Origin of the sequence: Phocaeicola dorei (genome assembly GCF_013009555.1) — a bacterium.
GTDB lineage: Bacteria > Bacteroidota > Bacteroidia > Bacteroidales > Bacteroidaceae > Phocaeicola > Phocaeicola dorei.
This window is the reverse complement of record NZ_CP046176.1, coordinates 1,199,493-1,223,467: the sequence shown is the minus strand read 5'-3', so window position 1 is coordinate 1,223,467 and position 23,975 is coordinate 1,199,493. Positions and strand designations below refer to the sequence as shown.

The 23,975-nt window shown below is 41.5% G+C and carries 18 protein-coding genes; 11 read left to right on the top strand and 7 right to left on the bottom strand.

What is annotated here, in order from left to right; all coding sequences use genetic code 11:
• Positions 1-43: 43 nt before the first annotated feature.
• From GKD17_RS04670 to mfd, 6 genes are all read right to left on the bottom strand, one after another.
• A complete protein-coding gene (locus GKD17_RS04670) occupies positions 44-1,831 on the bottom strand; it encodes a Coenzyme F420 hydrogenase/dehydrogenase, beta subunit C-terminal domain (RefSeq protein WP_007837073.1) in 1,788 nt (595 codons plus the stop codon).
• A complete protein-coding gene (locus GKD17_RS04665; RefSeq protein WP_007842377.1) occupies positions 1,824-3,281 on the bottom strand; it encodes a class I adenylate-forming enzyme family protein in 1,458 nt (485 codons plus the stop codon). The genes GKD17_RS04670 and GKD17_RS04665 overlap by 8 nt, the downstream gene beginning before the upstream one ends.
• Positions 3,282-3,292: 11 nt before the next feature.
• Positions 3,293-3,523, bottom strand: coding sequence for an acyl carrier protein (locus GKD17_RS04660; protein ID WP_007837071.1), 231 nt, complete (start codon positions 3,521-3,523; stop codon positions 3,293-3,295).
• Between the two features lie 98 nt (positions 3,524-3,621).
• Positions 3,622-4,452 carry a hypothetical protein gene (locus GKD17_RS04655; protein WP_007837070.1) on the bottom strand — a complete coding sequence of 277 codons (831 nt, stop codon included), beginning with the start codon at positions 4,450-4,452 and terminating at the stop codon, positions 3,622-3,624.
• 587 nt (positions 4,453-5,039) lie between these two features.
• Entirely contained in the window at positions 5,040-5,726 is a 687-nt protein-coding gene (locus tag GKD17_RS04650) for an energy transducer TonB (RefSeq protein WP_007837069.1), read from the bottom strand.
• Positions 5,727-6,032: 306 nt separating this feature from the next.
• Positions 6,033-9,398, bottom strand: a complete 3,366-nt coding sequence (gene mfd, locus GKD17_RS04645) for a transcription-repair coupling factor (protein WP_022185803.1) — start codon at positions 9,396-9,398, stop codon at positions 6,033-6,035.
• Positions 9,399-9,505: 107 nt separating this feature from the next.
• Between mfd and GKD17_RS04640 the strand changes: the two genes are divergently transcribed.
• Positions 9,506-10,690 (top strand): DUF418 domain-containing protein, encoded by a 1,185-nt coding sequence (locus GKD17_RS04640; protein WP_007837067.1) that lies wholly within the window; start codon positions 9,506-9,508, stop codon positions 10,688-10,690.
• A 61-nt stretch (positions 10,691-10,751) separates the two neighbouring features.
• Positions 10,752-12,929, top strand: coding sequence for a tetratricopeptide repeat protein (locus GKD17_RS04635; protein ID WP_007837066.1), 2,178 nt, complete (start codon positions 10,752-10,754; stop codon positions 12,927-12,929).
• On the opposite strand, the gene GKD17_RS04630 is transcribed toward GKD17_RS04635, so the two are convergent.
• Positions 12,921-13,742, bottom strand: a complete 822-nt coding sequence (locus GKD17_RS04630; RefSeq protein WP_007837064.1) for a hypothetical protein — start codon at positions 13,740-13,742, stop codon at positions 12,921-12,923. The two genes, GKD17_RS04635 and GKD17_RS04630, sit on opposite strands and share 9 nt — an antisense overlap.
• Before the next feature lie 126 nt (positions 13,743-13,868).
• Between GKD17_RS04630 and aspT the strand changes: the two genes are divergently transcribed.
• The 9 genes from aspT (at position 13,869) to GKD17_RS04585 (ending at position 23,974) form a co-directional block, all read left to right on the top strand.
• Positions 13,869-15,569: an aspartate-alanine antiporter gene (gene aspT, locus GKD17_RS04625; RefSeq protein WP_007837062.1), complete on the top strand. Its 1,701-nt coding sequence runs from the start codon at positions 13,869-13,871 to the stop codon at positions 15,567-15,569.
• A gap of 20 nt (positions 15,570-15,589) precedes the next feature.
• Positions 15,590-17,230: a bifunctional aspartate transaminase/aspartate 4-decarboxylase gene (locus GKD17_RS04620; protein ID WP_007837060.1), complete on the top strand. Its 1,641-nt coding sequence runs from the start codon at positions 15,590-15,592 to the stop codon at positions 17,228-17,230.
• A 148-nt stretch (positions 17,231-17,378) separates the two neighbouring features.
• Positions 17,379-18,776 (top strand): S41 family peptidase, encoded by a 1,398-nt coding sequence (locus tag GKD17_RS04615; RefSeq protein WP_007837059.1) that lies wholly within the window; start codon positions 17,379-17,381, stop codon positions 18,774-18,776.
• 157 nt (positions 18,777-18,933) lie between these two features.
• Positions 18,934-19,422, top strand: a complete 489-nt coding sequence (locus GKD17_RS04610; protein ID WP_007837052.1) for a copper resistance protein NlpE N-terminal domain-containing protein — start codon at positions 18,934-18,936, stop codon at positions 19,420-19,422.
• Between the two features lie 122 nt (positions 19,423-19,544).
• Positions 19,545-20,183, top strand: coding sequence for a DUF4136 domain-containing protein (locus tag GKD17_RS04605; protein WP_007837051.1), 639 nt, complete (start codon positions 19,545-19,547; stop codon positions 20,181-20,183).
• A gap of 41 nt (positions 20,184-20,224) precedes the next feature.
• Positions 20,225-20,851, top strand: a complete 627-nt coding sequence (locus GKD17_RS04600) for an outer membrane beta-barrel protein (RefSeq protein WP_007837050.1) — start codon at positions 20,225-20,227, stop codon at positions 20,849-20,851.
• 152 nt (positions 20,852-21,003) lie between these two features.
• Positions 21,004-21,753 carry a polyprenol monophosphomannose synthase gene (locus GKD17_RS04595; protein WP_007837048.1) on the top strand — a complete coding sequence of 250 codons (750 nt, stop codon included), beginning with the start codon at positions 21,004-21,006 and terminating at the stop codon, positions 21,751-21,753.
• The gene (locus tag GKD17_RS04590; protein WP_007837046.1) at positions 21,750-23,090 is read left to right on the top strand and encodes a dihydroorotase; all 1,341 of its coding nucleotides are present in this window, start codon (positions 21,750-21,752) and stop codon (positions 23,088-23,090) included. The genes GKD17_RS04595 and GKD17_RS04590 overlap by 4 nt, the downstream gene beginning before the upstream one ends.
• Complete coding sequence (locus GKD17_RS04585; protein ID WP_007837036.1) at positions 23,087-23,974, top strand: vitamin B12 dependent-methionine synthase activation domain-containing protein; 888 nt, start codon at positions 23,087-23,089, stop codon at positions 23,972-23,974. The genes GKD17_RS04590 and GKD17_RS04585 overlap by 4 nt, the downstream gene beginning before the upstream one ends.
• Position 23,975: the final 1 nt, after the last annotated feature.

Genomic DNA, 23,975 nt, shown 5'->3' with positions numbered 1-23,975 from the left:
ACGTCTTATTAACCGTAATATGGCTTTTATAATTTTCTTCATATCAATGTACCCAAGTAATATTTTCTGATATAACCTGCGCCGGGTTTCCTGAAGCCAAGCTATGCGGAGGAATGTTAGACGTAACCACACTATTGGCAGCTATAACTGAGCCTTCGCCAATAGTCACGCCTTTCATTATAACAACATTGGAACCTATCCAACAAAAATCACCAATAATTACAGGAGCGGAGTTTGTGTACCCTGCCTGCACAATAGTATGGCCACCATTATTATCACGAATCCAGACATCCCTTCCTATATAAGTTTCCTTACCAATGGATATTTTTTCAGCACACACTATCTGTAAACCACTATTGCAATTACCGGAACCAAAGGACAATTCAGCGTCTTTAAAAACCTGAATATCGGAATTATACATAAAACTACGAGAACCTTTGATATTCAATCTTGCATTGGTATCCATGAATAACCGTGTCTCGGCCTTGGACTTTCTATTCTTTTTTACTCCTATATTTAATATACCGTTATTGATTTTTATTTTTGCACCTTTATGCAAATCAATGGCACAATGAGCATACACATTAATTTTTCCCGACACGTGGCAGTTAAGTTTCCACAAAAGATTTCTAATAAAATGGCATGGATGTATCATGCTTTTCAACAGATACTTAATGGACTTCTTTAAAAGAGTTTTTTTGCCAACGCCATGTTTTTCTTCCGGAAAATACTTGGCAGCCAGTTCATCAAACCTTAGTGTATCCATTTCACGAAACATAGCAACCCGGTTAAGATTCTTAGGCTCTGTACAACAATTTCCCATGACAGGTCCACGGTTTCCTAAAAGCACATTTTCAAGAGTGAACTCTTTCAACTCCATTTTCGAGCGAATAGTTTCAACGAATTTTATGCCTTTGTCTGTATTAGCCAGTATCATGGATGTCCCCAAATTATGATCTAATGAGGGGTCAATCTTATCAATTCCCCAAAAATCACCCATTGTAATGTCTGAAATTCTAGGAATGCCTTTAAACTTGCAGTCATAGCATGAAGGCCGTTCAAAATAATTGCCGTGATATCCTCTACGATAATGGTCTTCATGACCTTCACCATAATACACTTTCCCATTATCAAACACCACTTTGCGTGCTAATGACCGCCAACCATGATCTTTGTTCTTGGCTTTGATATAAATGATTTTTCCTCCATGCGTTTCTTCCAGATAATCAAGATATTTGCGATAAGCCTTTGGTGAATTTGTAGCCCGGCATAGGAAATCTACAATTATCAAATTTTCGTAATCTCTTACCAGATAGGTCCGCAATGCAGCCATTTGGCAAGGAGATCCACATGCCAAGACCTTCTCGCCCGCTACAAGCAGTTTTTTAATTTTCCTATACAAACCTTCCGCATTACTCTGAACATATTTGCTGGAACGTAACCGGGGTAAATCCCGCTTGTTATTGGATATATAATTGGATACAGACCAGTCATCATTAAAGACTGCTCCGGAAACATAGCCGTTCTGCTTATAAATATGATTAGCCAAAGCCGAAAAGACTCCTCCTGATGTGGAATCAAAACGTATGGTTACATTTTTATGAAAGCCACCATACACTTTGGGATATTGCTGTCCGTGCTTTTTTGCTTTTTCCAAATTAAGAATCGGACAAACGCGCTCACAAAGATGACAATCCGTACACAGGACGGTATCTACCACAGGATACCAAAAGCCTTCTTCATCTGTCTTGAAACTGATTGCTCCCTGATTGCAAATATCTCCGCAAGCATTGCATCCGCAACAATCTTTTTTGTCTTTTATATCAATCATTCTTCAATAAATTCCGTTGAATCTTACCATTAGAGGTTTTCGGTATACAATCTATCCATTCATAGATTACAGGTATTTTATAGGCTTCAAGTTTACCTGAAAGTTGCTTCGTGATGAAATCAAAGGTAAGTTCATTATTACCCTTAACTACAAATGCTTTCACCACTTCACCCAATATTCCTTCCGGATCTCTTGTACCTACACAAGCACAATCTTTCACTCCGGCTATCTTAAGTATTTGCTCGTCAACTTCTGTAGGAGCGACCTTTTTGCCTCCTACATTTATAAGTTCTTTGATTCGTGCCTTTATTGATATGTATCCGTCAGAATCAATCGTTCCACTATCTCCTGTACGGAAATAACCCTCAGAATAGAAAGATGATGTAGGATTCGTATTAAGATACCCTTTGGTTACATGGTCTCCCTTAATGCAAATTTCACCTTCTTCTCCACAAGGCAAAACCTGTCCCTGATCATTAAATATTTGTATATCAGTATTCGGGGAAGCTTTACCTACTGTTGACAATTTGTCGCTATCGGCATGAAACTCCATAAAAGCACTTCTGGACGCTTCTGTCAATCCATAATGCATGGTAATACGAGTGGTGGGAAGAAGGTGGGCCAGATGCCGTTTGTCATCTTCCGAGATATAGGCACTGCCCATTTCTATATATCTTAGTTGTTTGCCATAATGGCCCAATTGATCGCCAGACATCTTTTGAAGAAATTTCCATGATGCGGGAACCATGGTAAATCCGGTGATATTCTCTTCTTCTATCGTCCGGTATATACGCTTGACATTTACAAATGAACCCAACAAATGTAATGTCTGACCATTGGACAGACAACACCTGACTCTACCAAGTCCAAATGAATGACTTACCGGTAAAGCTAACAATTCTATATCATCGGATGTATTACCTATGTAAGCGTTGATGTTTAGAGCTGCAGCAGCCTCATTCTTATAGGTAAGCGGAACTCCTTTAGGAACACCTGTTGTCCCCGTAGTAAATAAAATATCCGCCACTTCTTCATTGTCAGGAAAATCAGTTGACTGTTTAGAATAATCAACCGGCATTTCCTTGAATTCCTTTAAAGATATCTTTGTAAGAGAAGTTTCTTGTTTATCAAACCCAATGATACAAAATGGTTTAATAACATCAGCGATATATTCAAAACGGGTGGGGTTCGTTTCTACATCAATCGGGGTTACAATCAATCCGGCTAAATGAGCACCAAAATAAGCATATAAAAACTCTATTTGTTTACCTGCTGCAAGTATGACTGTATTCCCTGCCGTATAATCAGGAAGTGACTGAAAAAAAACTTTTGCTGCAATAATCCGTGATACCAATTCACTATATGTCGCAGTGTCTTTTCCACTCTTCACGGCTAACTTATCAGGATGTAAGGTTGCTTGTTGCCATATTCTTTGTTCTATACTAAGCATCATAACTAAAATTAAGCTTCTTTCATTTCCTCCACCAAGGATATTAGATCAGAAACGTCCTCCAATTCTGCTAAATCTGATGCGTTGAATTTTATATTATAGACTTTCTCTAATTCCGCAATAATCTGAAGATGATGCATAGAATCCCACTCCGGAAGGTCACCTACTGCGGTATCCATCTCAATATCACAAACATCTACTTCTAAAATATCAGCTATAATCTTTACTATTTCTTCTTTCATTATGAAATATATTAATAGATATAATTAATTATCAATCCCTAGATGCAAAGAATTCCGATATCAGAACATGATTCTGCATAGAAAACCAGCAAAAACAACTAGTCTATCTTCTCAAACGGAAATGCATGAAGATAGCTCACTGCCACCGTCATATTTCCGAAAGCGAACACCAGCCGGGTATTCCGGTGTAAACGCATGATGCATCCCTCCTTCCCCCGAAAAACGCCACCGGTAATACGGATTTTTTGCTTCTTCTGAAGATAGTCCTCCAAAGGACGGTTCATCAGTTCGATATTGTAAGGCATGGATTCGTACAGATAGATAAATTCCTCCATCTGGCTTTGAGGGATGACAGCCGCACGATGCGTGTTATAGTCCGTCACCAGATACTGGCGGGGAAGCATGGCAGACAGAATACGCTCCAACTGATCCAAGGGAGCACAGACAAACAGCCAGCCATTACCTGCAATTTCCTTCTCGTCCGTCAAAGTATTCAATTTTTGGGTGGAACCGGTAGCAAAAGCCTCTTTCACCACCCGGGCTGAGTCACGGCGGGCAGTATATTCCTCCTTAGTATAAGCACATTGCTCGAAACGTTTCCTATGATCGGCAGCTGTATAGGAAAACACTTTGAAACAGAAAAATTCCTCCTCTACACTCCCCGATAGAGTACGGAACCGGACAGCTTTCCTACCGCTGAATACACTGATATAGCGTTTCAGCTCTTTATTAGACAGATACAGATAATACCAACTGAGTTCCGGGTATTCCTTTCCTATTCCCGCCAATGGCGTGACTCCTTCATTTGACCCCAGGTCTGAGCCGGAAGCGATTGAACTGCAGAGCAGTAACTTAGGCGCTTCGCTCGTTATGTTTTGATTGTCTGACGGGAGTACTTTTACAGATTCCGCATCGCTCTTTATTGCCATCAAAACATTACAATTTAAGTTCATAATCTTGAAATATAAGGCTCAGGCAAGCCCTTAAATTTCTTCTTTTTGGAGGGGTTCTCTTCATAAGAGAACCCCAATTTGCTGCAAATATACGTATAATTCTTCAATCTGAAAGTTTTCGCATTAGAAAAAGTGTCTTCAAATTGGCTTAAGAATGATTATTGTTTGCAAAGGTTTTAATTCTAAGGAATATTATGTACCACATTATCAATTGATTAAGATGAATTGGGGTTCTCTTATGAAGAGAGCCCCAATTTGTTGCAAACATTTAAAACAAGAAAATTTTGATTATCAGACTATTATATCATAGACCAACTTACCGAAATTTATTCTTCACATTCAGATTCCCGTAATATCATTTAAGATTGGATTTATTGGCAACTTACAGACAAGTACCTTTCAATAAAACAATACATTAACAAAGTAAACACGATTTAGGATACACCCTTTAATTAAGACACTTCACTGTGTCCTGCACATATAAACAGCCGACCGTACTGTCATAAAAAAGAGGAAGCGTCCTCTCCCGAGATTACGCTTCCTTCATCCATACTAATTAAATCTTAACTTTGCAGTCTGAAGACTACAGGAACAGTGTATTTCACCCTCACTGCTTTTCCTCTTTGCTTGCCGGGCTTCCATTTTGGCATGGAACTGATCACGCGGATTGCTTCCTTGTCCAGATACGGATCCACGCTCTTCACCACTACCGGATTCAGAATCTCGCCATGAACACCCACAATAAACTGTACCACAACCTTACCTTGAACTCCCTGCTCGGCACTGACGGTAGGATATTTGATGTTTTCGCTCAGATACCTCATCAAATCAGCATTACCATTACGAAATACCGGCATTTCTTCCACCACCACAAATTCCACATTTTCTTCCACTACTTCTTCGGGTACTTCAACGGGAATCGGTATGATAACAGGAGCATCCGTAGGGTCCGAAGCGGCAATATCGGTTTCTGTTTCCGTCGATTGATTATCCACTATATTGAGCTCTTCCGGATTGACGGCAGCCGGCGGAGGCGGTGGTAGCAGAGGTTTATCCTGATTGTAGGTTACAGGAACTAATTCTTCAAAGAAATCCGGGTCACTGACTAGATCACTGATCGTGTAAGTTACATTACGTTCAGTCCATTCGAACGAAACAAACATAAACGACAGCGTCACAATGAGACCCATGAACAGCCAACGGGACTTGCCCTTTTCAAGGTCGGCTCTTCGTGTTTTTTTCACTTCCATAACAAGTGTTTTTTAAATTAGACAATATGTGAGTAAAAATCTCAGTGTCCGCTTTTAAACTGGAAGTAAGATAGTTAAAATATAGATAAGTTAAAAGAAAAAGGAGCGTCTTATATTATTTTTTAATATAAAACACCCCGAATTCAAATCCGTTAAACAATTAATTAAAAATCAGCTGTTTATTTAGTTAATATTCAATTTTACGTTAACATATCCTGCTTACTCTACAGCAATGCAGGTTTCTGCCGAACCATCGGTTGGTTCATCTCTTCTACGAAAGAAATCCGCCAATACAGACATCTTTTATCACAGACTCACCATCTCCTGCAGAATACCTACCGCAGTCTCTACCGTTTCCACATTCTTGACTACCATACTACGCTTGCCGTTCTGCTCACGCAAATTGCAGTAACGCGGATTCTTGCTCATGTAATCAATCACCTTGCCAAAAGCCGCACTTTGATAATAAGGACTTTCCTGATTACTGATAAAGAACAAAGTCATTCGTCCGGCTTTCAAGAATACTTTTTCCACCCCCAACCGTTTAGCCAATCTGCGCAAAGGTACGATACGCAGAAGTTCCAGCCCTTCGGGAGGAACCTTTCCGAAACGGTCCTCCAACCGTGCCTTGAAAGCGAGCAGGTCCTTATCCAATTCCAATCCGTCCAGTTCACGATAAAGCAACATACGTTCGCTGCTGCTGGGGATATACTCATTAGGGAAAAGCAATTCCAAATCACTTTCCACCTGACATTCATCCACAAAGTTCTCGCCACTGATTTTCTCTTCTCCCGCTGCCTGCAACTCCTCTGCGTAAAGATCGGCAAACTCATCCTCTTTCAATTCCTTCACCGCTTCAGCCAATATCTTCTGATAAGTTTCATAGCCCAAATCGGCAATGAAACCACTCTGCTCCGCCCCCAGCATATTTCCTGCTCCACGGATATCCAAATCCTGCATGGCTATATGAATACCGCTGCCCAGATCACTGAAATTTTCAATGGCTTGAAGACGACGCTTTGCCTCAGGAGTCAGTGAAGTCAACGGAGGCGCCAACAAATAACAGAATGCTTTTTTATTGCTTCTTCCCACACGTCCACGCATCTGGTGCAAATCACTCAAGCCAAAATTCTGCGCCTGGTTGATGATAATCGTATTGGCATTCGGTATGTCAATGCCACTCTCGATAATGGTGGTTGCCAGCAGCACATCATAATCATAGTTCACAAAGTCGAAAATAATCTTTTCCAGCTTTTCGGGCTCCATCTGTCCATGACCTATGCAGACACGGCAATCGGGTATATTCCGCTTGATCATGGCTTCCAATTCTACCAGATTCTGTATGCGGTTATTGACAAAGAATACCTGTCCGTTACGGCTCATTTCAAAATTGATCGCTTCCGTTATGATATCTTCATTAAAGGTATGCACCTCTGTCTGAATGGGATAACGGTTGGGAGGCGGAGTCTGAATAACAGAAAGATCACGGGCGCCCATTAACGAGAACTGCAAAGTACGGGGGATGGGGGTAGCGGTCATAGTAAGTGTATCCACATTCACTTTCATCTGACGCAACTTCTCTTTCACACTTACTCCGAACTTCTGTTCCTCATCAATGATCAGCAATCCTAAATCTTTGAACTTAACGCTTTTACCGATGATTTTATGTGTACCGATCAAAATATTTATTTTTCCATCCGCCAGTTCTTTCACTATTCTGGAAACATCTTTCGTACTGCGGGCACGGCTCAAATAATCCACCTTACATGGAAAATCTTTCAACCGTTCGCTAAAAGTCTGAAAGTGCTGATAAGCTAAAACCGTAGTGGGAACCAGCACAGCCACCTGTTTGTTATCTGTCACAGCTTTGAAAGCGGCACGAATCGCTACTTCGGTCTTTCCGAATCCCACATCACCACACACTAAACGGTCCATAGGGCGATCGCTCTCCATATCGGCTTTGGCATCTTGGGTCGCCTTCAACTGATCGGGGGTATCCTCATAGATAAAGCTTGCCTCTAATTCATGTTGCATAAAACTGTCGGGACTATACGAAAATCCTTTTTCCTGTTTACGTTGCGAATACAGTTTGATCAGATCACGAGCTATATCTTTGATTTTACTCTTGGTACGCTCTTTCATTTTTTCCCACGCACCGGTTCCCAATTTGTTCAGGCGGGGAGTTTCTCCCTCCTTCCCTTTATACTTGGATATTTTATGCAGGGAATGAATGGAAACAAATACCACATCCTCATTCTGATAAGTAAGTTTAATCACTTCCTGAGTGGTATTTCCATTCGGAATGCGTACCAAACCGCCAAAACGACCTACACCATGATCTATATGTACCACAAAGTCACCCGGCTCAAACTGGCTCAACTCTTTTAAGGTCAACGCCACCTTACCGCTACGCGCCTTGTCGCTACGAAGATTGTATTTATGGAAACGGTCAAAAATCTGATGGTCTGTAAAAAAGCAGCTTTTCAATACATTATCTGTAAAGCCCTCATGTAAAGTCTTGTTGACCGGAATGAACGTGATATGATCACCACGCTCCTCAAAGATATCTTTCAGACGCTTTGCCTGCTTCTCACTATCGGTACATATATATAAGGTGTAACCTCGTTTCTGATAATCAGTGAATGAAGTGCTTACCAAATCAAAATTCTTATGAAAAATAGGCTGGACTGTCGTATCGAAAGCCAACGTAGCCTGTGGAGTTCCTGTAGGTTTGTTACCAAATTCAATCCGTTTGAATTCCAAAGCCCGTACTGTAAATTCCGCCCCGTCTATCAGCTTCAGTTCCAAATTCATCAGTTCCGTCTTCTCTCCCTCGTATGCGGCAAGCGCCTGAGGAGAGAGTGCCTCCTCCCGTACTACCTGTATTCTTTCACGTACCCAAAGAAAATCTTTCATTGCCAGAACTGTTTCCCGAGAAATGAATTCAAAGAAAGACACCCCGCTCTTGTCGGCGGCATTCGTCAGCTCGGGCACGATGGCAATGCTCTGTTTCTTCTCTTTCGAAAGCTGGTTTTCCACTTCAAAAGTACGGATGCTGTCTACCTCGTCACCAAAAAAGTCAATACGGTAAGGATACTCGGAAGCAAAAGAGAAGACGTCAATAATACTACCGCGTACAGCATATTGCCCCGGTTCATAAACATAATCTACATGCTCGAATCCGTAACCGGACAGCACTTCCGTGATAAACTCTGTGTCCACATGCTCACCCACACCAAGTTTTAACGTCTTGTCCATCAGTACCTTTTGTGATACCACTTTCTCCGCCAACGCTTCAGGATAAGTCACCACACATAGCGGATCGCCTTTCTGTAAACGGCTCAACACTTCCGTACGCAGGATCTCATTGGCTGCATCTTTCTGCCCATATTTAACAGCCCGACGATACGAGGATGGAAAGAACAAAATATGCTCATCACCGTTCACCTGTGTCAGGTCATGATAAAAGTAACCCGCTTCCTCCAAGTCACCCAGTACAAATACAAATGTCTGTTTATTCTCTCTAAGAAAGGAGGAAACAAATAAAGCTGCCGCAGAAGCATATAATCCTCCCAGGAAAATAGTCCTCACTGAGGAATCTTCCAATAACGCAGCCAGTCCCTTAGTGTTAGGATGACCAGCATAAATACGTTGCAATTCCGAAATATCCATATCTTTTTTTAAGATGGGGACAAAATTAAAGAAATATCTGATTACTTCCTCCTTTTTTTGCCAACTATTCAAGATTTTCCTATTTTTGTACGCTAATATATAACCCCATGGAAACAAAAGCAATAAACACAAAATTGAAAGGACACGCACGTGTAGATGTAGCTGATGTGCTACGCGGACTGGCAGTGATGGGAATCATCATCCTGCACTCTATCGAACATTTTAATTTCTACTCATTTCCCTATACAGCCGGACAAAGTGCGTGGCTGAACTTCTCGGACAAAGCCATTTGGAGCGGGTTATTCTTCATGTTCGGCGGAAAAGCATACGCCATATTCGCTTTACTTTTCGGTTTTAGCTTTTTTATTCAAGATGACAACCAACGCCTACGGGGCAATGATTTCCGTCTACGTTTTTGTTGGCGGTTAATTCTTCTTTTCCTGATAGGTAATATCAATGCCAGTTTTTTCACAGCGGAAGTGCTGGTCCTTTATTCTTTAGTAGGTTTCATCCTGCCACTGACTTGCCGGCTGAAAGACAAATGGATATTTGCATTGGCATGTCTGCTATTAATCCAGCCATTGCCGCTTTATTATGTAATACGTGCCTGCTTCGATCCGGAATTTGTTACTCCGGCCATCCCCACCCGCAGCTTCTGGAATGCAACTTTTGCAGTGCAAAGCAATGGTAATTTTCTGGAAACCATCCGTGTCAATTTATGGGAAGGACAGTTGGCAAGCCTTGCCTGGGCCTGGGATCACGGACGGGTATTCCAAACAGCCGCCCTCTTCCTGCTCGGTATGCTGATAGGGCGCAAGGGACTTTTTTTGAAAGAGCACTTGAAGGTATGGAACAAGGTACTTGCAGGCTCACTCGTCTCATTTTTCCCTTTATATGGGTTGGGCAATATGCTACCAGACTTTATCACAAATAAATCCATTCTGACCCCTCTTTCACTAATCATCACCTCGCTTTCCAATTTTGCATTTATGCTGATTCTGGTATCCGGTGTCGTCTTCGCTTTTTACAAGACAAACTTACACGACGGATTAATGAAAATAACGCCATACGGAAAGATGAGCCTTACCAATTATATCACTCAAAGTATAGTAGGTTCTATGTTATACTACAACTGGGGATTTGCATTGCACAATCAGTTTGGTATCACAGCCAGCTGCCTGGCAGGAATAGTTTTCTTCATCTTGCAATTCTCTTTCTGCCGCTGGTGGATGAATCATCACTCTCACGGTCCGATGGAATATATATGGAAACGGGCAACTTGGTTGAAATAAATCGAGAACCGAAGTCTGCCGGCATTTGTTTATAAAAGACATACAAATAGAACTTTAAAATATGCGCGAAGAAATCATAAAACTATTAGACCAATATCGGTTAAAAGAAGCATTATTCCAAATGACAGGATATGCCACACATACTTCCGACTGGCAATTAAAGAATGAGCTAGAAGCCCTGCAAACGTCATACGACCTGATGCTGCAATATACTTCAAAAGGGATGAAAGATCCCAATAAGGTAGAAATATACCATAAAATGTTGCGCACGGCATACGAACTGACCGACCGTATCCATATAGCCGTACAGGCAACACAAAATTATGGAGCCTATTATGACACAATGCGCACTTTTGTCCAAAGCCCTCCCCACAGCTATGCCGAATTACAAATGCAATTGGAGGCATATACAGAAGATATGGCTACAGCCCCATTGATATATACCACCGAGGCCAAAAGAAATGAAGAAATGGATGCCATGAGAAAACGTCACGAAACAGCCGTAGACGAATTATTTGAAAAAATATGGGTATCCACCCGGTGGAGTGAATCGGAATATGCTGAAGCGCAAATTTTGTTCAACTCACTATTGATCCAAGTCAACGACCTTTCCATAATGGTCAGCGCCGTCACCATGAGCCTGCTGCAAATATTCGACATCCGCAAGTTCATGTTTCTATTGAACGCCTATACCCATCAGGATACCATGCTGAATCAGCGGGCTATTGCAGGGATCGCACTAACATGCTACTATTATGAAAAGCGTATCCTTCAATACCCTGAAGCCGTGTCGCGCATAAATGAACTGAATGAAAATACCGAGTTCATCAAAAACCTGCATCATATCCAGATTCAATTATTGCAATCTTCCCGTGAAACCCGAAAGATAGACAAGAAAATGCGTGAAGAAATCATTCCCGAAATGATGAAAAATCCCAAACTTAATTTGGAAGGACTGGATGAAGATGCCGAAGATCATAATCCGGAATGGGAAGAATGGATTGACCGTTCAGGCATTACCGATAAATTGCGCGAATTAGGTGAACTGCAAATGTCCGGGGCGGATGTGTATATGAGTACCTTTTCACAGCTGAAACAATTCCCGTTTTTCCGCAAAATTTCTCACTGGTTCTATCCTTTTGACCCCCAATATCAGGATATCGCCAAATTATCTCTCGGAAATGACGAACAAAAAATCTCTCTGCTCAACATTTTGATGAACTCGGATGTATTCTGCAATTCCGACAAATACTCTTTTTGTTTTACCATGTTACAAATGCCGGAAAGCCAAAGAAATCTCATGCAGCAACAATTGAACGGACAACATGAGGCTTCTGAAGAACTGAAAGAACGTTTAAAAGAAATGTCACAATCAAAAGCTCGCGCTGAATTCGTGAGCCGGCAATATATTCATGACCTCTACCGTTTCTTCAAATTATGGTCAAGAAGACATGAAATACATGACATTTTTGAGGACACTCTAGACTTATGGAATAAAGAAACATTGTCTCAAGCCTTGTTGCACAAAGATTATATCAACAAGCTGGCAGATTACCTATTCACACACGACGACCTGACAGAAGCCGGGATTCTCTATGATAAATCAATTGAATTATACAATCGTAAAAATGCTGAATTATGGCAGAAAGCAGGTTTCATTTATCAGAAAATCGGTTCCTATAAAAAAGCGATAGATTATTACCTGCAATCAGATCTGCTGATCCCTGATAACGCATGGAATAACCGCCATTTGGCACAATGTTATAGAAAAGAAGGAAACTACCAACAAGCTTTGGAATATTATAATAAGGTGGAACAAGTACAGCCTGACAATCTGAATCTGACGCTACAAATAGGACAATGCTTAATGGCACTGGAACGATACGATGAAGCACTGGCTTATTTTTTTAAAGTGGAATATCTGGATAAAAAACCACAGAATGCCCGACGCGCCATAGGATGGTGTTCCTTCATTACCGGCAACCATCAACAAGCCAAGAAATATTACGACTTGCTGATATCCGAGCCCAAACCCATTATGGAAGACTGGATGAATGCAGGACATGTGTATTATATCCTGAATGAAACAGAAAAATCAATAGAATATTATCGCAAAGCCCAGGAACTATGCGGCAGTCATGACGAGTTTGTCCGCCTTTACCAAATAGATAAGAAAGATTTGATAAAGCAAGGCGCCAATGAAGTAGACTTGTTTATACTTCCCGATGAATTAATTTAAAGGATTATAAGATAAATCTATTCGGGATAGAAGTTTGGTATAATTATATAAAACTTCTATCCTGACCGGATTCTCATCATCCAGACGATAATTGGCATGCACATTATAAGTGCTTAAACCATGATTCATACAATATCCGATATCATTAGGTAAGGCTGTTCTATTCCTCAACTGCCCAAGATTCAATAAAAAATAGAAGAAACTATCCACCCCATCATAATCAATCACATAAGCCTGTAAATTCAAATTCGCCTGATAGTTAATGTTATTATCATAATTATAATAAGTATGACAACTAGACACACTATCATTTGCTTCAGTAAAAACAGTCATTACTTCCTTCAACCGTCCCAATTGATCAAAAACATATTTTCCTTGCACTTTTCTCAAGAAACGATAATCGGAAGTAGCACGATAATCAGAATTGATAAAAATAGTATCTCCTTTATAATCATAGACAGTCTGTTTATCAACTTCATAAACCTCCTCTTCTACCTTCAATATACAACGGGCCCTACTTTCCCTCGCCTTGCCTTTTCCCATTTGAAACGTAACATTGCAAAGCTTATTGCCGGTATTCAAACAATCCATCTGTCCGATTGTGATTTGGTCGCCCTCATACCTTACCGGGGTATCTCCATACTTTATAATTTTACCATCACGATCATATTCCAATTTCAAAACTTGTTCTTCCTCTCCTGTCAAATCGGTGACCTTAGTCACATACATGTCAGCCATTTTTTCTTTACATCCTCCAACAACAAACAAGAGAATTAATAAAGAAATATATTTTACAAACAACTTCATTTTCATAAGTCAAGCATCATCTCTATGCAAATAAAATAAAAAATATTAGAACTAAGCACAATTTGGAGCTTTTTAACTCAACTTCTTTACCCTCACGCTGTTTTAAACAGCAATTATAATAAGAAGTGAAATATGGAATGGATTATACATCTTTTGAGACAACATTCAGAACTGGCGATTTTTCTGACAATCGCCGCAGGCTTCTGGATTGGAAAAATGAGAATAAAACAATTCAGTTTGGGAATCGTCACCAGTGTATTGCTAGTAGGGGTATTAGTGGGACAGCTTAACATTACAATAGAAGAACCGGTGAAATCCGTGTTTTTTCTTTTATTCCTTTTTGCCATCGGATATAAAGTGGGACCACAATTCTTTCGCGGACTGAAAAAAGATGGTTTACCTCAAGTAGGATTCGCCGTACTCATGTGCGTAGGTTGTTTGGTTATCACTTGGTTATTAGCTACCTTAATGGGATATAATGCCGGTGAAACAGCCGGGTTACTGGCCGGAGCACAAACTATCTCTGCCGTCATAGGGGTAGCGGAAGATACCATAAACGGACTCAACATAGCCTCTTCCCCAAAAAGTGATATGATTAATATCATTCCCGTGGCATACGCTGTAACTTACATTTTCGGTACGGCAGGCTCTGCCTGGGTCCTCTCTTCTTTAGGTCCTAAAATGTTGGGAGGATTAGAAAAAGTGAAAGCCGCCTGCAAAGAGCTAGAAACCCGAATGGGTACCAGCGAAGCAGACGAGCCCGGATTTGAACAAGCACGCCGTCCGGTAGTTTTTCGCGCTTACCGCATAGAGAACGATTGGTTTGGCAACGGCAAGACCGTTGACCAGCTAGAATCCTATTTTATTTCACAAGGGAAAAGATTGTTTGTTGAAAGAATGCGACATGGATCTTCCATTGTCAATGATATTATTCCCGGACAATTATTACAAAAAGGAGACGAAGTGGTACTGAGCGGAAGAAGAGAATTCGCCATTGGTGAGGAAGACTGGATTGGAGAAGAAATCGTCGATCCCCAACTGCTTGATTTCCCTGTGGAAGTACTCCCTGTCATGATACACAAAAAGCCATATTTCAACCAAAAATTGGACTTCATACGCCGTCAAAGCTTTATGCATGGAGTCAGTATACGCCGTATCAAACGGGCAGGTATTGATATCCCTGTTTTCGCACAAACCACTATCGACTGTGGAGATACTCTGGAATTGGTCGGTCTGAAAAAAGAGGTGGAATCTGCTGCAAAAGAACTAGGATATATAGACCGCCCCACCAATGCCACAGATATGACATTTGTAGGACTCGGCATTTTACTAGGAGGTATCATCGGGGCACTTGCAATCCATATCGGCGGAGTACCTATTAGCCTGAGCACTAGTGGAGGGGCCCTGATAACCGGATTAGTATTTGGCTGGTGGCGCAGCAAACGCCCTACCTTCGGACAAATACCGGAATCCTCTTTATGGGTGCTGAATAATGTAGGCTTGAATATGTTCATCGCCGTAGTCGGCATTTCTGCAGGACCCAGCTTTGTACAGGGACTAAAAGAAGTAGGTCCTATGTTATTTATCATAGGTGCGTTGGCTACTTCCTTGCCTTTATTATTAGGGCTGATTCTAGCCAGATATGTATTCAAGTTCCATCCCGCCCTCTCTTTGGGATGCACGGCAGGAGCCCGTACTACCACTGCTGCATTGGGTGCCATACAAGAAGCAGTAGGCAGCGAAACGCCTTCTTTAGGATACACCGTGACCTACGCCGTAGGAAATACACTACTCATCATCTGGGGAGTAATCATTGTATTATTAATCAACTAAAAAAACTAAACTCATACATTATGGAATATTTAAGTAATAAAAGCAGCGTTGCCCGAATGGACAAGAATTTGGAAAAGATCAGCCCTTTCGAATTAAAAAACCGTTTGATTGAAATGGCAGATGAAAGTGTGAAGAAAATGGCACACGTCATGCTGAATGCAGGCAGAGGTAATCCCAACTGGATTGCAACGGAGGCTCGTGAAGCATTCTTTGCCTTGGGCGGTTTTGGCATTGAAGAGTGTCGCCGGGTCATGAACATGCCCGAAGGCATTGCCGGTATTCCTCAAAAAACAGGCATAGCCCAACGTTTTGAGGAATACCTGAAAAAGCATGAAGGAAATGCGGGGACAGATCTATTGAAACGTACCTATAATTATATGCTGATGGAACATGCAGCCGATCCGGACGAGTTAGTACACGAATGGACCGAAAGTATTGTAGGCGACCAATACCCCATGCCTGACCGCATCTTGAAATATACAGAAATTTTAGTACAGGATTACCTGAATCAGGAAATGTGCAACGGGCAACCCCCGCAAGGCAAATTCGATTTATTCGCCACCGAAGGCGGAACAGCAGGGATGTGCTATGTATTTGACTCGCTGGAAGAAAATTTCCTGCTACACAAAGGAGATAGTGTAGCATTGATGGTTCCTATCTTTACACCCTATATTGAGATACCCGAATTGACACGTTACGATTATGATGTGCTCAATATTCCTGCAAATACTCTAAATGAAGAAGGGCTTCATACCTGGCAATACAAAGTGGAAGATATCAATAAACTGCGAGACACGAAATACAAAGCCTTGTTTATTGTCAATCCAAGTAATCCACCCAGTTATCAGTTAAGCAAAGAATGTGTAGATGCCCTGAAAGACGTAGTAACACGCTGGAATCCCAATCTGATGATTATAACAGATGATGTATATGGTACTTTTGTCCCTGGATTCCGCAGCCTGATGGCTGATTTGCCACAGAACACAATTTGTGTCTACTCTTTCTCCAAATATTTTGGAGCGACCGGTTGGCGCCTTGCTGTAATTGCCTTACATGAGAAAAATGTATTCGACAGAATGATTGCTAATCTGCCCCGCAAACGAAAAAGCGAACTAGCCAAACGCTATGGCAGCTTGAGCATGCAAGTAGAAAACATTAAATTCATTGACCGTATGGTAGCAGATAGCCGTCAAGTAGCCTTGAACCATACAGCAGGACTGTCCTTGCCACAACAAATGCAGATGTCACTCTTTGCTTCTTTTTCATTGCTGGACAAAGAAAACACGTATCGTCATGCCATGCTTAATTTAATCCATACCCGTCTGAAAGCATTATGGGACAACACAGGGTTCATTCTCCCCGACGATCCACTAAGGGCTGGTTATTATTCAGAGATAGACATGCTGGTATGGGCCAAAAAATTTTACGGAGATGAATTCGTACAACATCTGCAGACAACTTATAATCCATTGGACGTAGTATTCCGTCTTGCCAATGAAACAGGACTGGTCGTATTGAATGGTGGCGGATTCGACGGACCCGAATGGAGTGTACGTGTATCACTTGCCAACCTGAACGAGAAAGATTATATCAAAATCGGACTCAGTATCCGCAGAATTCTGAATGAATATGCTGACAAATGGAAATCTGAAAAGAACTAAAAAATTAAGAACGTCCGCCGTGAAGTCTGCTTGACCTAACCGGCGGATCTCTTTTTTATATAAAGGTTTTTTGGATTATTTATTCCAAACCTTATCCCTATTTTAAAATAAAATCCCTAGCTTTGCAGATCGAAAAAGGAATTAGATTATGAAGCATATACGGAGCACTTTTTTTCTTCTAACCACTTTATTTATAATGGCTTCATGTGGCGAAGACCGCAGTGGGGAATACTATGCATTAGTTGGAGAGAATTTATGGATAGAGCAAATAATGAAAGAGCATTATTTGTGGTATGACAGTATTCCGGCAATAAAGGAAACGGACTATTTTGCCGAACCGGAAAACTTCCTGCAAAAATTGGTTTATACCAAGGCACAAAACGGAAAAGGAGACCCGTATTCGTATATAGAAACAAAAGAAACTTCCGATGCGGCCCGTTCCTACCTGCAACGTACTTCTACTTACGGATTTGATTTTGAATTAATGACCGATCCCACCGGAATCTCATCACACGTATTTGCCCGTATTTTATTCGTACTGCCCAATTCACCAGCCTCAGAAGCCGGATTGGAACGAGGGAACTGGATATCAGCCATTGGCAAAGAAGAGCTAACCAACAATAATTACGGATATCTGATGGAAGGTGGCAATACAACTTTCGCCAGAGAAAGCTTGGTTTTTGATGAGGAAGGTAATTCCAGCTGGATTGCAACAGATACAGTCAAAGTAGCAGCATCACGACCCGTAGAATTGAATCCGTTCTATATAGATACCATATATGAAGTATCCGGAAGAAAAATAGCCTATATGGTCTACAATGAATTCAGTACAGGCCCCAATAACCAGGCAACAGATACAGAATACAGGGAACAAATGAAACAGATATTCGCCCGGTTCAAAGGGCAGTCACCCGATGCTTTTATTCTGGACTTACGATACAATCCCGGTGGTTATCTGAGTTGTGCCACAGATTTAGGAAGTTATCTGGCACCCGCAGTAGATCTAGGGAAAGTATTTTGCACAACTTTGTATAATAATATCAGTGACCCGCAAAAAGTTGATTTCCCCCTCAACACAGGACTTGCTTCTGAAAACTTGAATTTAAGCAAGCTTTATGTACTAACAAGCAAATTTACTGCATCGGCTTCAGAAGCTGTCATAAATTGTCTCCGTCCATATATAGGCACAGAAAATGTAGTGGTAATAGGTGAAACGACTGTTGGCAAAAATGTAGCCATGGAACCATACCAAGATGAGCGTTACAACTTTATTTTATGGCCGGTAGTGGCATACGTTCTCAACTCGGCAGGACAAGCCAACTATGTAAATGGCATCACCCCCGATTTCACATTGAGCGAACGTAACCTCATCTCCCCTCTCTACCCACTGGGAGACACCCAAGAGTATTTATTGAAGAACACCATAGCTTATATTACGACAGGAAGTATGCCCGACCTGCCACAAGCAGAAGAACAAGTATCAAAAGGAAAAATTATCTATAACTCACTGATTCGAAGAAGTATGAACGGCATACGGCTACGGTAGTCTGACTTATCCAGATACAACGCCCCATTTATTAAAGACCATGTTTAATGCATTTTAAACATGGTCTTGTTTTTTTCTGAAAAGAGAACTTATTAAAAACAAAACGGGCATAACAGATGTTATGTACCCAAATAACCATTAAAAACCTGACTTAACAATGAAAAAAGTATTTATTGCAGCAGCTTTGGCTGCCATGATTGTTTCCTGTGGCTCTAAAGGAAACAAAAGTGCTGAAATAATAGCCGAAAGTGAAAGTGACTCTATTTTCGCTGTGAACGACAGCACACTGGGTGAGTTACAAACATATAGCTATGAAGGTATTCTGCCAGCTGCCGATGCCGAAGGAATCAACTATCAACTGACGCTTCAGGAGGCAGGCCAAGACTCACTGGGAACGTACAATCTGACGACCACTTATTTAGGAACAAAAGATGGTAACCAGGCATTTACCGACAGTGGTACAGTTGTAACTATTATTGGAATTCCTAATGACAGCACCGCTATCGTTTATCAATTAGTTTCCGCTACTCCGGGACACGAAAAGACAAACTTTTTGGCAGAGGGTGACAGTGCACTGACAATGATTGGCAAGGACTTCAAGAAAGCTGTTTCTAAACTAAATTACACTTTAAAAAAGAAACTCTAATTAACCCGGCAGCAAAAAAATTCACTAAAGAACAGACTGTTAGTGAACAAAAACATAAGCTGGCCGTTGTATGAGAGAAACTAGACGAAAACAATTAGTATTAACTTAAACAAAAACTTGACATGAAAAAATTAATTCCTATCCTACTGGCGGTCTTTGCCTTGGTATCTTGCGAGAAAGACCCGGACATGGACAAATTGGACAATGAGTATCTGGTATTCACCAGTCATGACACTAGTACTAAATTCAATGATTTCAGTACTTATTATATCCCTGACAGCATCCTGATCATCGGTGACAAGAAAGACCCTGAATACTGGAAGGACGAGAATGCACAGACCATCATCAATGCATTCAAGACTAAGATGAACGCTGCCGGCTACACCGCAGTTGATAAAGACGACGCCGACCTCGGTCTACAGGTGAGTTATGTAGCAAGTACTTACTATTTCCATGGCTACTACAATGACGGTCCTTGGTGGGGCTATTACCCCGGTTATTGGTATCCCGGATACTGGGGCGGCAATTGGGGAGGTGGATGGTACTATCCCTATCCTATCACTTACAGCTATAGCACTGGTTCATTGCTGGCCGACATGATTAATTTAAAAAATGCTCCGGAAGGACAAAAAGAGAAATTAACTGTTATCTGGAATGCATACATCAGCGGGTTGCTGGGTGGAAGTGGCAGTTTGAATGTAAACCGTACAACTACTGCCATCAACCAAGCATTCACTCAGAGTCCTTATCTGAAAAAATAAACGTAAGTGAAACAAGTATTCATTTAAAATAAAAAGGAAATATGAAAACTATAAAATATTTTACTCTCAGACTGATGGCGGTAGCCGCTATCGCCATAGCCTTTGCCCTGCCGACAAAAGCACAGGTAACTCCGTTTACCTATTTCAATGTAGACTGGCAGTTCAACGCTCCTATCAGCAATAACTTTGCAAACAAAGCAAGCGGTTGGGGTATGAACTTCGAAGGTGGATATTATGTACTACCGGATTTGTCAATCGGTGCCTTCATCAATTATCATACCAACAATGAGTATATTTCACGTCAGACATTACCAATCAGCAATTCGGCAGCCCTGACAACCGACCAGCAACATTCCGTATTTCAGTTGCCTTTCGGTTTCGCAACACACTATCGCTTCAGTGACGGTGCATGCCAACCTTATATCGGATTGAAGCTGGGTGCCAACTATACCAAAATGTCCAGTGACTTTTACATTTACGAAGTGAAAGACAACACTTGGGGTTTCTATGTATCACCAGAAGTCGGTGTGAATATCTACCCTTGGACAAACAGTATCGGCTTCCATCTGGCAGCATTCTACAGCTACTCTACTAACAAGGGAACCGTATTTAACTATGATATGGATAAATTAAACAATTTCGGTTTCCGCCTTGGTGTGGCATTCTAAAGATTTCTAAACTATTCTGTTAAATAGGGGGATTATCCGTGCGCCAGGCAGGGGTAATCCTCTTTTTTTAATTAATAAAATTAAATTCTGACGGGAGTGTTAATATAATAGTTACTTTTGTATGATATTTATTCAGCTAATACAAAAAATGTATGGAGAAATCCGATAGTATTATTATTATACCCACCTATAACGAAAAGGAAAATATAGAGAACATTATCCGGGCTGTATTCGGACTGGAAAAATTCTTCCACATATTGATTATTGAAGATAACTCACCAGACGGCACGGCAACTATTGTCCGTAAACTGCAAACAGAATTCCCCGACCGTCTTTTCATGGTTGAGCGTAAAGGTAAATTAGGGCTGGGTACTGCTTACATTGCCGGATTCAAATGGGCGATAGAACATCAATATGATTTTGTATTTGAAATGGATGCCGACTTCAGTCATAATCCGAATGACCTGCCAAGGCTGTATAACAAATGTGCCGTTGAAGGCTATGATGTAGCTATCGGTTCACGCTATGTCAGTGGTGTGAATGTAGTGAACTGGCCGATGGGGCGTGTGCTGATGTCTTACTTCGCCTCCAAATATGTACGGATTATCACCGGATTACCCATACATGATACTACCGCCGGATTTAAATGCTATCGCCGTGAAGTCTTGGAAACAATCGGTCTGGACGGCATCCGTTTTAAGGGGTATGCATTCCAGATTGAGATGAAGTTCACTGCTTACAAGTGCGGATTCAAGATAGCCGAAGTTCCTGTGATTTTTGTCAATCGCGAATTAGGTACTTCAAAAATGAACGGAAGTATCTTCGGCGAAGCTGTACTAGGAGTCATTCAATTAAAACTGGGTAGCTGGTTCCGCAAATACCCACAAAAGAAAACAGTATGAAACGTACATGGATAAAGAATGCACGGATTGTGAATGAAGGCAAGATCTTTCACGGTTCGATAGTGATTGAAAATGAAGTCATAGCTGAAGTGCTGGCAGAAGAAACAGTTCCCGCCCAGCCTTGTGGAGAAATAATAGATGCGAAAGGCTATTATCTAATACCGGGAGTAATAGACGATCATGTACACTTCCGTGATCCGGGACTGACTCACAAAGCCGACATACATACTGAAAGCACAGCGGCGGCGGCAGGTGGAGTCACCAGTTTTATGGACATGCCCAACACCACTCCGCAAACTACAACCTTGGAAGCTTTGAATGCCAAGTTTGCGGATGCGGCAACCAAAAGCATCGTAAACTATTCATTCTATTTCGGAGCAACCAATACGAATGCGGATGTACTCCCCACACTAGATAAAAACCGGGTATGCGGTGTTAAATTATTTATGGGAGCCAGCACGGGAAATATGTTGGTAGACCGCATGGAAGTACTTAGAAAAGTATTTGCCAATGCAGGGATACTGATTGCAGCACATTGTGAGGAACAATCTATAATCAGCGCCAATACAACAGCCTTCAAAGAAAAATATGGAGAAGATCCTGATATAAAATACCACCCACAGATACGTAGTGCGGAAGCATGTGTATATTCTTCCTCATTAGCCATCCGGCTGGCAAAAGAAAACAATGCCCGCCTGCACATCCTGCACATCAGCACCGCACAAGAACTGGATTTGTTTGAAGACAAACCCCTGAGTGAAAAAAAGATTACTGCGGAAGCTTGCGTGTCACATCTATACTTCTATGACAAAGATTATGAGGCATTGAAAGGACATATCAAGTGCAATCCGTCCATCAAAACTTTAGAAGACCGGAATGCTTTGCGCAAAGCATTATCCACCAACCGCATAGATGTAATAGGTACAGACCATGCCCCTCATTTGCTGAAAGAAAAGGAAGGTGGGGCATTGAAAGCCGTATCGGGTATGCCGATGATACAGTTCTCATTGGTCGCCATCATGGAATTAGTACGCGAAGGCGTATTAAGCATGGAACAATTGGTTCAAAAAATGTGCCATGCACCGGCCGAATTATATAATATTGAAAGACGCGGTTACCTCCGCCCCGGTTATCAAGCTGACTTGGTACTAGTAAATCCGGATCATGAATGGACTGTAACAGCCGATTGCGTTTTAAGCAAATGCGGATGGAGTCCGATGGAAGGACAAAAATTTCATTCACGAGTAGAAAAAACATTCGTCAATGGTGACTTGGTTTACAGTGACAACAAAGTAGATGAAAGCCATCGCGGACAAGAATTAAGATTTAAAAGATGATTGTAGATTACAAGATTCACGAAGTCAGCGAATATATTAATTGGATTTATTTTTTCCACGCATGGGGGTTCCAGCCCAAATTTGCCGCCATCGCGGACATACATGGGTGTGATTCATGCCGTGCCATGTGGCTCACTAGTTTTACGGAAGAAGATCGTCCGAAAGCCAGTGAAGCCATGCAGCTTTTCAAAGAGGCAAACCGGATGTTGAACCAGCTGGACGCAGTGTATCAAACTCATGGAGTGGTCAACATCATGGATGCTAATGCGGATGGAGATGATTTACTGCTGAATGGCAAGCGTTTCCCGCTTTTGCGCCAACAAGCCGCAAAATTGAAAAAAGATGACCCATTTCTATGTCTGAGTGATTTTGTACGTCCTCTGTCCTCGGGGATTACAGATAAAATCGGAGCATTTGCCACCACGGTAGATGCAGAGATGGAACAACTTTATGCAGAAGATGACTATAAACGTATGTTAGCACAAACGCTATCCGACAGGCTGGCGGAAGCTACTGCAGAAAAGCTACACGAAGATGTACGCAAAAAACTTTGGGGGTATGCACCTGATGAAAATCTAAGCGTAAAAGACCTGCATAATGAAAAATATCAAGGGATACGTCCTGCTGTGGGTTATCCCTCCTTACCCGACCAGTCCATCAATTTCTTATTAGACGAGTTGCTGGATATGAAGCAAATAGGAATTTCATTGACCGAGAATGGTATGATGAAGCCCCATGCCTCTGTATGCGGACTCATGTTTGCTCATCCGGCCTCCCGCTATTTCTCCATCGGAAAAATAGGTGAAGACCAATTGGCAGATTACGCCGCCCGCCGGGGTATGAGTATAGAAGAAACTAAAAAGTTTCTCGCCGCCAATCTATAAA

Coding starts and splice junctions, on each gene's coding strand:
- GKD17_RS04670 (WP_007837073.1), bottom strand. CDS start 1,831: ATGATTGATATAAAAGACAAAAAAGATTGTTGCGGATGCAATGCTTGC.
- GKD17_RS04665 (WP_007842377.1), bottom strand. CDS start 3,281: ATGCTTAGTATAGAACAAAGAATATGGCAACAAGCAACCTTACATCCT.
- GKD17_RS04660 (WP_007837071.1), bottom strand. CDS start 3,523: ATGAAAGAAGAAATAGTAAAGATTATAGCTGATATTTTAGAAGTAGAT.
- GKD17_RS04655 (WP_007837070.1), bottom strand. CDS start 4,452: ATGGCAATAAAGAGCGATGCGGAATCTGTAAAAGTACTCCCGTCAGAC.
- GKD17_RS04650 (WP_007837069.1), bottom strand. CDS start 5,726: ATGGAAGTGAAAAAAACACGAAGAGCCGACCTTGAAAAGGGCAAGTCC.
- mfd (WP_022185803.1), bottom strand. CDS start 9,398: ATGGATATTTCGGAATTGCAACGTATTTATGCTGGTCATCCTAACACT.
- GKD17_RS04640 (WP_007837067.1), top strand. CDS start 9,506: ATGGAAACAAAAGCAATAAACACAAAATTGAAAGGACACGCACGTGTA.
- GKD17_RS04635 (WP_007837066.1), top strand. CDS start 10,752: ATGCGCGAAGAAATCATAAAACTATTAGACCAATATCGGTTAAAAGAA.
- GKD17_RS04630 (WP_007837064.1), bottom strand. CDS start 13,742: ATGAAAATGAAGTTGTTTGTAAAATATATTTCTTTATTAATTCTCTTG.
- aspT (WP_007837062.1), top strand. CDS start 13,869: ATGGAATGGATTATACATCTTTTGAGACAACATTCAGAACTGGCGATT.
- GKD17_RS04620 (WP_007837060.1), top strand. CDS start 15,590: ATGGAATATTTAAGTAATAAAAGCAGCGTTGCCCGAATGGACAAGAAT.
- GKD17_RS04615 (WP_007837059.1), top strand. CDS start 17,379: ATGAAGCATATACGGAGCACTTTTTTTCTTCTAACCACTTTATTTATA.
- GKD17_RS04610 (WP_007837052.1), top strand. CDS start 18,934: ATGAAAAAAGTATTTATTGCAGCAGCTTTGGCTGCCATGATTGTTTCC.
- GKD17_RS04605 (WP_007837051.1), top strand. CDS start 19,545: ATGAAAAAATTAATTCCTATCCTACTGGCGGTCTTTGCCTTGGTATCT.
- GKD17_RS04600 (WP_007837050.1), top strand. CDS start 20,225: ATGAAAACTATAAAATATTTTACTCTCAGACTGATGGCGGTAGCCGCT.
- GKD17_RS04595 (WP_007837048.1), top strand. CDS start 21,004: ATGGAGAAATCCGATAGTATTATTATTATACCCACCTATAACGAAAAG.
- GKD17_RS04590 (WP_007837046.1), top strand. CDS start 21,750: ATGAAACGTACATGGATAAAGAATGCACGGATTGTGAATGAAGGCAAG.
- GKD17_RS04585 (WP_007837036.1), top strand. CDS start 23,087: ATGATTGTAGATTACAAGATTCACGAAGTCAGCGAATATATTAATTGG.